The 13,561-nt window shown below is 63.6% G+C and carries 8 protein-coding genes; 6 read left to right on the top strand and 2 right to left on the bottom strand.

Going from position 1 to position 13,561, the window contains the following annotated elements; genetic code table 11:
- The first annotated feature begins 52 nt into the window (after positions 1-52).
- The 6 genes from XcyCFBP4188_RS15230 (at position 53) to XcyCFBP4188_RS15205 (ending at position 9,904) form a co-directional block, all read left to right on the top strand.
- Positions 53-1,870, top strand: coding sequence for a DUF885 domain-containing protein (locus XcyCFBP4188_RS15230; protein ID WP_006451844.1), 1,818 nt, complete (start codon positions 53-55; stop codon positions 1,868-1,870).
- Complete coding sequence (locus tag XcyCFBP4188_RS15225) at positions 1,867-3,747, top strand: DUF885 domain-containing protein (RefSeq protein ID WP_104592395.1); 1,881 nt, start codon at positions 1,867-1,869, stop codon at positions 3,745-3,747. The genes XcyCFBP4188_RS15230 and XcyCFBP4188_RS15225 overlap by 4 nt, the downstream gene beginning before the upstream one ends.
- Before the next feature lie 66 nt (positions 3,748-3,813).
- Positions 3,814-5,400, top strand: a complete 1,587-nt coding sequence (locus XcyCFBP4188_RS15220) for an APC family permease (RefSeq protein ID WP_104592394.1) — start codon at positions 3,814-3,816, stop codon at positions 5,398-5,400.
- Positions 5,390-7,738, top strand: coding sequence for a S9 family peptidase (locus XcyCFBP4188_RS15215; RefSeq protein WP_104592393.1), 2,349 nt, complete (start codon positions 5,390-5,392; stop codon positions 7,736-7,738). Before XcyCFBP4188_RS15220 ends, XcyCFBP4188_RS15215 begins: the two co-directional genes overlap by 11 nt.
- Entirely contained in the window at positions 7,738-9,375 is a 1,638-nt protein-coding gene (locus tag XcyCFBP4188_RS15210; protein ID WP_095574830.1) for a DUF5597 domain-containing protein, read from the top strand. Before XcyCFBP4188_RS15215 ends, XcyCFBP4188_RS15210 begins: the two co-directional genes overlap by 1 nt.
- 232 nt (positions 9,376-9,607) lie before the next feature.
- Positions 9,608-9,904 carry a flagellar basal body rod protein FlgC gene (locus tag XcyCFBP4188_RS15205; RefSeq protein WP_006451849.1) on the top strand — a complete coding sequence of 99 codons (297 nt, stop codon included), beginning with the start codon at positions 9,608-9,610 and terminating at the stop codon, positions 9,902-9,904.
- 520 nt (positions 9,905-10,424) lie between these two features.
- Here XcyCFBP4188_RS15205 and XcyCFBP4188_RS15195 read toward each other — a convergent pair.
- Both XcyCFBP4188_RS15195 and XcyCFBP4188_RS15190 read right to left on the bottom strand, forming a co-directional pair.
- Positions 10,425-11,591 (bottom strand): DUF5694 domain-containing protein, encoded by a 1,167-nt coding sequence (locus tag XcyCFBP4188_RS15195; protein WP_233397322.1) that lies wholly within the window; start codon positions 11,589-11,591, stop codon positions 10,425-10,427.
- Between the two features lie 191 nt (positions 11,592-11,782).
- Positions 11,783-13,348: a S53 family peptidase gene (locus tag XcyCFBP4188_RS15190; protein ID WP_006452075.1), complete on the bottom strand. Its 1,566-nt coding sequence runs from the start codon at positions 13,346-13,348 to the stop codon at positions 11,783-11,785.
- Positions 13,349-13,561: the final 213 nt, after the last annotated feature.

Here is a 13,561-nt window from a genome sequence, read left to right as displayed (position 1 = left end):
CGTCGCGCTCAGGCGCGCTCCTACAGTCGCCATTGCATCTTGGAGTAACTGCATGAACCACCTGCGTCCTGTCGCCATCGGCCTGCTGGCCGCCGCATTGTTCACTGCCTGCAAGCCGGCGCCGCCCGCAGCGGAGACGGCAGCTGCGGCCACGCCTGCGCCAACCGGCGAGCAAGCCGCCAAGGCCTTCGACGCGCTGCTGGACAAACAATGGCAGTACCAGCTGCAGCACAACCCGGAGTTCGCCAGCATCATCGGCGACAAACGTTACAATGATCGTTGGAGCGACTATTCGCTTGAGGCCGTGCAAGCAGAACGCACCGCCACTGCCGGGCTGCTCAAGCAGTTCGAGGCGATCGACAGCAAGGCGCTGGACGAGCAACGCCAGCTCAGCCTGCAGATGATGCTCGGCCAATTACGCGACAAGCTGGAAGGCATCGACCTGAAAACCTATGCGATGCCGCTGGAGCCGATCGGCGGCATCCAGTTGGGGTTGGCAGGCTATGGCGATGCGTTTCCGTTCGAAAACGCCAAGGATTATCAGGACTACATCAAGCGCCTGCAGACGATTCCAACGGTGATCGACCAGGTGATCGCGTTGTCGCGCCAGGGCGCGAAGGAGGGCCTGGTGCAGCCGCGATATCTGCTGGAGCGCCTGCCCGAGCAGATCGACAAGATCGCCGCGCTGACCGGCGAGCAGAGCCCGTTCGCCTCGCCGCTGAAAAAACTCGACGTCGCCGTGCCGGCCGACCAGCGCGACGCGCTGCGCAAACAATTACTCGCTGCGATCGAGCAACAGGTACGCCCGGCCTACGGCAAGTTGGCCGCGTTCGTGCGCGACGAATACGCCGCACAAGGGCGCGCGCAGGAAGGTGTGTGGTCGCTGCCCGATGGCGAGCGTCGCTATCGCTACGCGATCCATACCCAGACCACCACCGACATGGCACCGGAGGAGATCCATCAGATCGGCCTGAAGGAAGTCGCGCGCATCGAAGGCGAGATGACCGTGATCGCCAAGGCGCAGGGCTTTGCGGATCTGGCCAGCTTCCGCAAGGCGGTGGACACCGACAACCGCCACTTCGCCACTTCCAGCGAGCAGATCCTGCAGCAGTACCGCCAGTACATCGCCGCGATGCAGCCGGAGCTGCCCAAGCTGTTCGGCCACCTGCCGAAAACGCCGCTGGACGTACAGGCGATGCCGGCATTCCGGCGCAGCGCGCCCGGCGCCGAATACTGGCAGAGCAATCCGGAAGGCACCAAGCCGGCGATCGTGAAGGTCAATACCAGCGACTTCGCCAGCCGCACGCTGGTCAATATCGAAACGACCGCGTATCACGAGGGCGTGCCAGGCCATCACCTGCAGATCTCGCTTGCGCAGACGCTGCCGTTGCCGCCGTTCCGCCAGCAGGCCGGCTACAACGCCTATATCGAAGGCTGGGCGCTGTATGCCGAGCGGCTGGGCAAGGAGATCGGCTTCTTCAAGGACCCGTACAACGATTACGGTCGCCTCTCCGGCGAGTTGTTGCGGGCCAACCGCCTGGTGCTCGACACCGGCGTGCATTACAAGCATTGGAATCGCCAGCAGATGGTGGATTTTTTCCACGCGCATCCTTCCGACGACGAGCCCAGCATCCAGTCCGAAACCGACCGCTATATCGTCTGGCCGGGTCAGGCGCTTGGGTACAAACTGGGTCAGTTGCAGATTCTGGCGCTGCGTGCGGAAGCCGAAAAAGAACTCGGCGCTCGCTTCGACGTGCGCGCCTTCCATGATGCGGTGCTGGGCGGTGGCGCGATGCCGCTGGCGATGTTGCAGCAACGCGTGCGGCAGTGGATTGCACAGGCCAAAGCTGCGCCGGAGGCACGCGGATGAAGACGAGCAGCGTTTTACGCGCGAGTGCATTGAGTGTGTTGATTGCCGCAAGCGTGAGCGGCGTTGCCGCGACCGCCCAGGCTGCCGAGCCGGTCGCCGCCACGCAGAACACCGCCACGCAGAACGCAGCAGCCGCACACTTCAAAGCGCTATACACGCGCGAATGGCGTTGGCGGCAGGCGCAGTTGTCCGGCGCGGTGGATGAAGACAACCAGGCCACCCAGGACAGGCAGTCCGACCACCTGCCCAAGGTCGATGTGGCCACGCAAAACCTGCGCACCGCATACTGGCAGCAGGCGTTGAAGGAACTGGACGCGATCCCTATCGCGCAGTTGCCGGCCGAAGATCAGGTGAGTTATCAGGTGTATCGGCAACAGTTGCTGGTGCTGCTGGATCAGCAGCATTTCCGCGCCTGGGAAATGCCGTTCAACAGCGACTCGGCGTTCTGGAGCGATCTGGGCTTCAGCGCCGAGGCCAAGTTGCGCACGCGCGAGGACTACCAGCGCTATCTGAAGATGCTGGCCGATATCCCGCGCTATTTCGCCGAACACACCGACAATATGCGTGCCGGCCTGGCGCGTGGTTTCAGCCAGCCCAAGGTGACACTGACCGGACGCGATCAGTCCATCGCCGATGTGGTGCAAGCCAAGGGCGAGGCCAACCCGTTTTACGCACCGTTCAAGCAGATGCCGGCGACGCTGCCGGCCGAGGTACAGGCGCAACTGCGGCAACAAGCAGTGCAGACCATCGATGCGCAGGTGCTACCGGCCTACGCCAAGCTGCTGGACTTCATCCGTAACGAGTACCAGCCGCGCGCACGCACCACGCTGGCCGGCGAGGCATTGCCGGATGGCCAGGCCTACTACCGCGCGCAGATCCGCGAGTTCACCACGCTCGAGTTGAGCCCCGATCAGATCCATCAGATCGGTTTGCAGGAAGTGGCCAAGCTGCGCACGCAGATGGATGAGACCATCGTCGCCAGCGGCTTCAAACCGCCGGCCGGGCAGGCGGTGTTTCCTGCGTTCCTGCATTTCCTGCGCAGCGACCCGCAGTTCTATGCCAAGACGCCGGAAGAATTGCTCAAACAGGCTGCATGGATCGCCAAGCGCGTGGATGCCAAGGTGGGCGATTACATCGGCCGGCTGCCGCGCCGACGCTTTGCGATCGAGCCGGTGCCGCCGGAATTGGCGCCGTTCTATACCGGCGGCCGTGGCGGTCCCGGCATTTATCTGGTCAACACCTACAACCTGCCATCGCGGCCGTTGTACAACCTGACCGCATTGACGTTGCACGAGTCATCGCCCGGCCACGCACTGCAAATGCCGCTGGCGGCAGAAGCGCAAGGCCTACCGGAGTTCCGCCGCTATGGGTTCATCTCCGCCTATGGCGAGGGCTGGGCCTTGTACTCGGAGTATCTGGGCCAGGAAATGGGCATGTACGACACGCCCTACGACCGCTTCGGTTATCTCACTTATCAGATGTGGCGCGCCTGCCGTTTGGTGATCGACACCGGCATCCACCACAAAGGATGGACGCGCGCGCAGGCGCAGGCCTATCTGCGCGACAACACTGCCTTGAGCGAACACGAAGTCACCACCGAGGTGGATCGCTATATCGCCTGGCCGGGGCAGGCGTTGTCGTACTACCTGGGTGAACTGAAAATTCTTGAGTTGCGTCGCAAGGCCGAAGCCGCCTTGGGCGAGACATTCGACCTGCGCCATTTCCACGACGCGGTACTGCAGACCGGCTCGGTGCCGCTGCCGGTGCTGGAGGCGCGCATCGACCGGTTCATTGCCGATGGTGGTGTCTCGCCGTATGCCGCCGAAGACGCTGCCGAGTCACCGGCGGCAGATGCCAAGGTGGCTGCCAGCGACTGATCCACGCAAAACCGGCTGACGTTTTTTCGCAACAGCAACCGCGCTTTCCACTCTTCGGGGCGACGAATGACCACACACGGTGCAACCACGCAAGGCAAGTTCCACAAGCGACTCAGCCTGACCGACCTGACCTTTATCGGGCTGGGTTCGATCTTCGGGTCGGGCTGGCTGTTTTCGGCCAGCCATGTCTCTTCCATCGCCGGGCCGGCCGGCATCCTGTCGTGGATACTCGGTGGCACCGCAGTGCTGCTGCTGGGGCTGGTGTATTGCGAACTAGGCGCGGCATTACCGCGTGCCGGCGGGGTGGTGCGCTACCCGGAGTATTCGCATGGCGCCTTGCTCGGTTCGTTGACCGGCTTCATCACCTTGATCGCGTTTTCCAGTTTGATCGCGATCGAAGTGGAAGCTGCGCGCCAATATGCGGCGGCGTGGTTTCCAGTGCTCAATCAGGCCAACGGCTCGCACCCAAGCATCTGGGGTTGGTTGGTACAGCTGGCTTTGCTGCTGCTGTTTTTCCTGCTCAACTATTTCAGCGTCAAGACCTTTGCGTTGGCCAACAACATCGTCAGCGTGTTCAAGTTTCTGGTGCCGATCCTGGTGATCGTGCTGCTGATGAAGCACTTCAATCCGGGCAACCTGACTGTGCACGGGTTTGCGCCTTCGGGCATGGCCGGGGTGGAAGCGGCGATCTCGGCTGGCGGCATCATCTTCGCCTACCTGGGCTTGACGCCGATCGTGTCGGTGGCCAGCGAGGTGCGCGACCCGCAGCGCAATATTCCGATCGCGTTGATCCTGTCGGTAGCGCTGTCCACGGTGATCTACGTGCTGTTGCAGCTGGCGTTTCTGGGCAGCATTCCGGCTGCGCAATTGGCGCCGGGGTGGAGCGGTATCGACAAGGTGTTTGCACTGCCGTATCACGACATCGCGCTGGCCCTGGGCATGGCGTGGTTGGCTGCGTTGGTGATCTGCGATGCGATGGTGTCGCCCAGCGGCACCGGCAATATCTACATGAATGCCACCCCGCGCGTGGTGTACGGCTGGGCGCGTAGCGGCGGGTTCTTGCCGGTGCTGACGCGGGTGGATCCGCAATCGGGCATTCCGCGACCAGCGTTGTGGTTGAGCCTGGGTCTGTCGATCTTCTGGACGTTGCCGTTTCCCTCGTGGGAGACCTTGATCGGCGTGGTCTCGGCCGCGCTGGTGCTGAGCTATACAGTGGCGCCGGTCACCGTGGCCGCGTTGCGCCGCAGCGCGCCGGACCTGCCGCGGCCGTTCCGGGTGCGTGGTTTTGCGGTGCTGGGGCCGTTGTCGTTCATTGTCGCGGCCTTGATCATCTACTGGTCCACCTGGCCCACCTTGTCGTGGTTGCTCGGTCTGCAGGTGCTCGCGTTCGTGCTGTACGTGCTGTATCGCTTGCCCTCACGCGAGGGCCGTGCACGCTTGCTGCGGCAGGTGCGTGCATCGCTGTGGTTGATCGTGTTCTTCATGCTGGTGATGGCGGTGTCGTGGGCCGGTACGTTCGGTGGCCATGGCTGGATCGCGCATCCGTTCGATACCTTGAGCGTGGCAGTGATTGCATTCTTCATTTACCACTGGGGCGCGCGGAGTGGTTTGCGTAGCGATGAGCTGGCCTTGGAGGAGGACGATGGCGAGTGAGCTGCGCCGTGACGCGCGCGTGTCGCACTGGTTGCGTGGCTGCTTGAATGGGTTGGCTGCGTGCATCGTGGTGCTATCGACTGCTGCGCAGGCGGCGCCAAGCGTTGCCGATTACCAACGCTCGCTGGGCTTGCGCGAACAATGGAGCACGCTGACAGAGAACGTGGCGTGGCCTGCGCAATGGAAGGACAGCGGCGCGTTTTATTATCGCAAGACGGTGCCTGGCGGATTCGCCTTTGTCAGCATGGACGTCGCCACGCTGCAGAAAAAACAGGCCTTCGATCAACTGCGCGTGGCGCAGGCATTGCAGGCGGCGACCGGTAAGACCTACACGGCGCTGCAGTTGCCGTTCGAACGCTTTACGTATGCACAAGACGGCGAGGGTGACGCCGTTGCGATCCGCTTCGAGCTTGGCGAAGAGATCTGGCGTTGCACGCTGACGAGCTACCGCTGCGCACGCGATGATGCCGGTACGCAGGTACGTCCACGCGGCTTCGGTGTGGTGCGCGACCCTGGAGTGCCAGCCGACAACACGCCACGTCGTTCGCCCGATGGCCGTTGGGAAGCGCTGGCCGATGGCTGGAATCTGCTCCTGCGTCGCGTTGCCGATGGGCAGCTGACCCGGCTCAGCACCGATGGTCGTGCAGAGGATTATTTCGATCCGGAGAGCATCGCCTGGTCGCCGGATTCGCAGCGGCTGGCGGTGTATCGCGTGCGTCCCGGGCTTGCTCGCCGTGTCACGCGTGTGGAAGCGGCGCCTGCGGGCGGCGGTCAACCGGTCGTGCACACCCAGCTGTATCCCAAGCCCGGCGATGCGATGGATGTGGAGCGGCCGGTGTTGTTTGCGCTGGATGGCACGCGGGCCGATGTCGACACGGTGCTGTTCAATACGCCTTATCAGCTGTCGCCGCTGCAATGGCGTGCCGATGGCCGCAGTGTGACGTTCGAGTATGTGCAGCGCGGCTTCCAGCGCATGCGCGTGATCGCGGTCGATGCCGCCACCGGGCGTGCACATGTAGCGGTCGGCGAGGATGCACCCACCTTCGTCTACGCCGACCGCAGTTTTCGCCACGATGTTGACGCACACGGCAACGAGGTTCTGTGGATTTCCGAACGTGACGGGTGGCGACATCTGTATCTTTACGACGGCCGCAACAGCACGATCATCGAGCAGATCACCCAGGGGCCGTGGATCGTGCGCGATGTACTGCGCGTGGACGACGCGCAGCGGCGCATCTGGTTCACTGCCAGCGGCATGGATGCCGGCAAGGACCCGTACTACCGGCAGCTCTACAGCGTTGATTTCGACGGCCGCCAGTTGACCCGGCTGACCCACACCGACGCCGATCACGATGTGGCGATTGCAGACGACGGCCGGCATTACGTCGATGTCTACTCGCGGCCGGATCTGCCGCCGGTGATGGAGCTGCACGCCATCGATGGTCGACTGCTGCAGCAAGTGGAGCAGGGCAACATCGACACGTTGCTGGCAGCCGGCTGGCGCGCGCCGGAGACCTTCGTGGCCAAGGGCCGCGATGGGCGCACCGACATCTGGGGCATGGTGGTGCGCCCGCGCGATTACGATCCCAGCAAGAAATATCCGGTGATCGAGAACATCTACGCCGGACCGCACGACTCCTTTGTGCCCAAGACATTCTGGCCGTTCGGCTATCACTCCGGTGGCGACAAGCAGATCGGCATGCAGGCGCAGGCCGATCTGGGCTTTATCGTGGTGATGATCGACGGCATGGGCACCGCCAATCGCTCCAAGGCCTTTCACGATGTCGCGTGGAAAAACCTCGGCGATTCCGGCTTTCCCGATCGCATTGCCTGGCATCGCGCGTTGGCCGCAAAAGATCCGTCCTACGATATCGGCCGGGTCGGCATCTATGGCGCGTCGGCCGGCGGGCAGAGCACGCTGGGTGCGCTCGAGCGGCACCCGGATTTCTACAAGGTGGGCGTGGCATTTGCCGGTTGCTACGACAACCGCATGGACAAGATCAGCTGGAACGAGCAGTGGATGAGTTGGCCGGTGGATGCCAGCTATGCGCAGGCCTCGGGCGTGGCCAATGCGGGCAAGCTGCAGGGCGATCTGCTGCTGATCGTCGGCGAGCAGGACAGCAATGTGGACCCGGCTTCCACCGCGCAGGTGGTCGATGCGTTGATCAAGAGCGGCAAGGACTTCGACCTGCTCAACGTGCCTGGCGGCGAGCATTCGGTGGGCCGGTCCAGCGGGCCGATCGACTATGTGCAGCGCCGCCAGTACGACTTCTTCGTGCGCCATCTGCGCCATGAACTCACACCGCATTGGAACTCACTAACGTCGGAGGCGCGATGATGTGTTTGCTTGCCCTGAAGATGCCGCGGCCGCGCAGCCGCATCGCAGCCATGCTGTGGTCGCTGGCTGTGCTGACTGGTTGTGTGCCGTTGCTGGCCAGCGCGGAAGAACTGCCGCGCTTCGTTACCCAGAACGGCCGCCATGCGCTGTTCGTCGATGGCGCGCCGTACACCGTGCTGGCCGCACAGCTGCACAACTCCAGCGCCTGGCCGGCGGTGCTGCCCAAGGCGCTGGACGAGGTGGTCGCGCTGCACGCCAACACGGTGGAAGCGCCGGTGTATTGGGAGCAGTTCGAGCCATCGCCAGGCCGCTTCGATACCGCCAATGTGGATGCCTTGATTGCCGGCGCGCGCAAGCGTGGTCTGCGTGTGGCGTTGTTGTGGTTCGGCAGCTGGAAGAACGGCCAGATGCATTACGTCCCCGAATGGATCAAGCGCGACGAGGCCACCTATCCGCGCATGCGCGATGCCAATGGCGAACCGGTGGATGTTCTCTCTCCGCATGTGGCCGCCAACGTACAGGCCGATGCGCGTGCGTTCACCGCGTTGATGCAGCACCTGCGCAAGGTCGATGGCGACCGCCACACGGTGATCCTGGTGCAGGTGGAAAACGAGCCTGGTGCGATCGGCACTGTGCGCGATCATGGCCCGGCCGGCGAGGCGGCGTTCGCGCAGCCCGTGCCTGCCGCAATTGCGCAAGCGCTGGGTAAACCGCAGGGCAGCTGGCAGCAGCTGTTCGGTGCCGAAGCCGCCGAGGCTTTCAATGCGCATGCCACCGCCGCGTACATCGAACAAGTGGCCGCCGCCGGCAAGCGCGCCTACCCGCTGCCGCTCTACGTCAACACCTGGTTGCGCTACAAGGGCAAACGCTATCCTGGCCTGGATTATCCGTCCGGCGGTGCGACGGTGAACATGTTCGCGCTGTGGCGTGTTGCCACGCCGTCGATCGACTTCATCGGCACCGATATCTATACCAACGATTACACCGAATACACCAAGGTCATCGGCCAGTACGCGCGGCCGGACAATCCGGCCTGGGTGTCGGAAACCGGCTTCGAGGCGGCGACCGCGCCGTATCTGTTCCATGTGCTGGGGCAGGGCGGGATCGGTTTCTCGGTGTTCGGCATGGATGGCAACCAGGACAGCCAGGCCAACCGCGACGCGATCGCTGCACACGCCGCCAACTTCAAGCTGCTGGCGCCGCTGCAGCGCGTGATCGCCCAGGCCGCCTTCGACGGCCGGCTGCAGGCGGTGGCCGAACAGCCCGGCGCGCCGCAACGCACGCTGCGCTTCGGCGACTGGGAGGCCAAAGTGTCGTTCGGTGCGCCAATGTGGGGCGATGCGCCGGCGATCCTGCCGGGCAACGACGACCACGCAGGGCGGCTGCTGGTGGCGCAGCTGGGGCCGGAGGAGTTCCTGGTCACCGGCATGGCCGCGCGCATTGAATTTTTCCGCGAGGCGGCCGATACCCGTCATGGACAGCTGTTGCGGGTGGAGCAGGGGCGGTATGTGGACGGTCGCTGGCAGGTCGAAAGACAGCTCAACGGTGACCAGACCGACTACGGGCTCAACTTCGGTCGTGTGGATGCGGCGGGCGAGGTGCCTGTGGTGCTGCGTGTGCGGGTCGGCACGTATTGAGCGTGCGTGAGGCGACTGCGCAGCCGTGTGGCGGGTGTGGTCGGAGTCGGTGAGTGGGAGACGTGGATTGCAGTTTCTGTCCGCCGGTTGTCCTCACGTAAGGAACGCTTGCCACGCGGCTTGGATGGCGTAAGAGCGACAGCAGCACAGCGCGTTTGCCAGCAACGATTGTGCTGATTGGTCGGTAAACAAACATCATCGGTTTTTTCTCAGTTTCTGCACCGGAGCCACCATGAGCATCAGTCCCATCGCCAGTTCCGGAATGCAGGTTGCCGTGCTGCGTCAGCAGGTGGCTGCCAGCAATATGGCACGCCAGCCGGTAGACGGCAGTCCGCGTCAGGCCGTTGCGGCCAGCACGCAGGCCAATGGTGGAGTGGCGGCCAGCGTGGTCGATGCCAGCTCCGATCCTTCTGCGCCAGCCACTGATCTGGTCGAAGGGCTATCGGCACGCAACGATTTCCAGGCCAACGCCACTGCGCTACGGCGCTCCGACGAGATGCTGGGTAGCTTGTTGGACGTGTTGAGCTGAGAGCTCGGAGTGGACGACGGCCGTTGTCGATCTAATGCACGGCTGTCCGTTTGATGCCGTGCTTGGCGACACTTGTCTGCCACTTCGCTGCAGGGCCCTTGCCCGCCCACCATCGCGGGACACGCCGCAAGTACGTCCATGTAGGCTCTTACGCGGCATCCATGCCGCGTAAGGTCCCGCGACGGTGGGCGGGCAAGGGCCAGTCGAGAGTGTCGGTGTGCATGGTGCAAGCAAGGCATGACGCCCGCGTTCGGATAACGGCGCGTTTTGTCATCCTTCCAACGCAAGCAGATCAACGGCCAAGTTTGTAAGAAAGCAACCTATTAACTCTGCTTGCAAGAAAGCAACCAATGAACTCTCTGGTGCGGTGTTCTCACCGATTGCGGGACCGTGTGGCGGCATGGATGCCGCCACCGAGCCTACACGGACGTACTTGCGGCGCGTCCCGCCAGCGGTGAGGGCACCGCGCCCTCGACTGACTAGGCTTTTGACCTAGAGCGTCATGCTGAAGTCGTTGTACTCACTGCCCTTCAGTGCCTAATACCTGCGCCGCATCGACGATATCCACGCCCTGCAGTTGTGCTAGCCAGTTGTCGAACCAGGGCTTGTGCATGGCGCCGACCACTGCCAGCACGCGCGCGCCGGGTTGTTCGGCAAAACTGGCGCGCACGTTCGAGACCATGCGCATGTTGCGGATTTCCCAGCCGGACATGTAGCGGTAGCCGTAGCGTTGTGGCGAGCCCTCGCTCAATGCCGCGCGAAAATCCACTGCGATGGCCAACTGCTGGCTGGCCGGCAGGTTGATCGCGCGATAGAGCTCGAGCAATTTGCCTTCGCTGGCCAGTTGGTCTTCGCGCTCACGCATGGCGTTGGCACGCGGTGCGGCCTTGTCCCACGCCGCCTGGATGGCCTTGCCGTACGCGACAGGGTCGCCCAGGTCCACGTTGTCGCCGGTGTGATCGTCGGCCGGGTAGACGCGCTGCAAGCCGAGCCGTGCGGCCAGTCGCGCCGCGATCTGGTCGCTCTCGTTCGGGCGCGTTTCCATGGCGCGCAGTCGCGTCACCAACGCCGCATCCAGGCCATCGCCGCTGCGCTGTTCGGCCTGCGCAAGCTGCAACCATTGCACCAGTGCAGACGACGGATCGCCGGAGGCCAGAAACAGCGCGGCCAGGTGTCGACGCTGTGCCGGTGTGGGCGCGCTCGGCAAGGTGCCGAGCGCTGCGCGTACCTGGCCTAGCGCGGTGGGAACGTCCAGCCCGGTGGCACGTGCCGCGTCGCTGGTGTCGGGGCAATAGGTCGCACTGTCTTCGGGCAAATAGACTGCGCGATGGCGTCGCATCAGATCGCAGGTTTCTCCCGAAAGATTCTCTACGGTGATGATGGTCGGCTTATAGGCGGCCAACCGGTCCATCAACGGTTGCAAGCGCGCCGCACCGATGTCGCTGCCCTTGGGCAACTGCGACAAGTGCACGCTGCCGAGGACCAGCACCTGGGTGCGTGGTGCGGCCATCTCGGCATCCAGCTGCGACAGATCGACCTGCGCGTGCGCGATACAGGGCGCGATCAAGGCCAGCCACAGCCAGTAACGCGCTGACTGTTTGGAGACTTTGGCCGATGCGGCGCTGGCATCTAAGACAGGTGCTGCCGCGCGGGCAATATGCGAGAGGGGAAAGACGCGTGCCTGCATGACATTCCTTGTTGGTCTGGTCTGGCTACGCGGCCGCATCGCTTTCGAGCAGCCGGCGTTCGTGCAGCAAGTGTGGCTGGCGCCGCGCGCAGCAGCGTGGCCGAAAGGTCACTTGGCCAAATGGCAGGGGTGGTCACAAGCAGCCCTGCGCCGTGGTCGCTATGGCACTCCACCAACCTGTGCAGCCGGCATCACGCGTGCTTGAGCAATGTAGTCAAGCGCGCGCCGTCGGGGACGCCGAGCCCGGTGTTGGCATCCCATCCGGCCGACGCACGGAAGCCGCCGTTATCGCCATCGACGATATCGCGGAAGGCATCGGGTTGGCCGTACAGGCGCGGCACCACAAAGCTGGGCTGGTCGTGGTTGACCGCGTAGATGCGCGCCAGCAATGCTGCCCACAAGGGTGCGGCGGCGCTGGTGCCACCCATCACCGCCGGTTGTCCGTTGATATGCAGGTAGTAGCCGGTCTGCGCATCGGCATTGGCGGCGACATCGGGCACCCCACGCATGCGCAGTTGCTGGGAGCGATGCTGTTCATCGGTCAACAGCAGGCTCTTCTGCCAGGCCGGGCGCGCGAAGAATTTGCTCTGCCCGCCGCCACCTTGCGACCACGCCTGTTCGTTGGCGGTCTCCGCAGTGACGTTGAGACGCGTGCCACCGCAAGCGAGTACGAACGGGCTGGATGCCGGGAAGCAGACGTTCAAACCCGGTTGTCCGTCGCTGGCGCCATCGTCGCCAGCGGCGATGCAGACGGTGATGCCCAACAATGCGGCGGCTTGAAACGCACAGTCGTAGGCTTGACGCGATTGCGGGGTCCACTGCGCTTCGGTGAAGCCCCAGCTGATGGCGATCACGCCCGGGGAGTGCTCGGTGTCGTGGATGGCGGCGTTGATCGCTTCCAGAAATCCGTTGTCGGTGTTGGGCGCGAAATACACCGCCAGCTTGGCGCCCGGCGCGATCGCTCCGGCAATCTGCAGATCCATCTGCGCTTCGACATCGGCATTTTTGCTGCCTGTGCTCAGCCGGTTTTCCGCACCGGGCAGCAGCACATCCACCATGGCTGGCAGCGGCAGCTTCAATTGCGCGAAGTAGGCGGCCATCTGTTCGCGTGAATAACCGCCGCCGAGCACGATGATGCCGATGCACTGCCCGCGCCCGTCGTGTTCGGGGAAGCCATAGAGCTGCGCCAGCTGCGGCGGCGTGTACTGCGTCACCGGGCCCGCGCTGGCTGCAGTTGGCGAAGGCGTTGGTGGTGCTGCAGCTGCAGATGGCGTGAGTGCGCTCGGCAATGTCTGCGCCTGCGGACGCGCATCCAGCCCGAGCACTGCGGTGACGATGCCATCGAGTGCTTGCGGAATCGACACCGGCCCGGTGCGGCCGCGGTACCGCAGCGCACCTTGCACATACTCGCGCAGGCTGACCTGAAACGCCGCCTCGCATTGCTGCACAGTTCCTTCCAGGATCACGTTGCCGCTGTCAGCATGCGCGCGTTCCACCGTCAATCCATAGCTGGCGGCGAAGTGCGCAACCGCCCGCAGATCCGCTTCGCTGGCAGCGAAGCGTTGGCTGAATTCCTCGCGTGAAAACGCTAGTGGTGCAGTGTTCGCCTGCAGTTGCAGCAGCATTGCGGCAGCGGCATTCAATGCAGGCATGCGCACCGTTAATAGCACGCGCAGCCGTTCGTCCACCGGCGTCGGCCCAGCCTCGACGTCGGACGGTGCGGTGTGTCGCTCACTGCCTGTAAGAATGGTGTGCATGCGGGGTTGGACTCCTTCAGATGGGTCGGTGCTGCGAGGTTGGTGATGACGCGCACAATCTTGGGCTGCTGGGGCCTGTGTCGCGGTTGGATTGCACGCAGGCATGGCCTGCATGCATGCATGCATCGTATTGAGTATTGAGTATTGAGTATTGAGTATTGAGTATTGAGTATTGAGTATTGAGTATTGAGTATTGAGTATTGAGTATTGAGT

Source organism: Xanthomonas hortorum pv. cynarae, assembly GCF_002939985.1.
Lineage (GTDB): Bacteria > Pseudomonadota > Gammaproteobacteria > Xanthomonadales > Xanthomonadaceae > Xanthomonas > Xanthomonas hortorum_D.
Note: the sequence above shows the minus strand (reverse complement) of the source record. Positions and strands in the feature narration are given on the sequence as shown.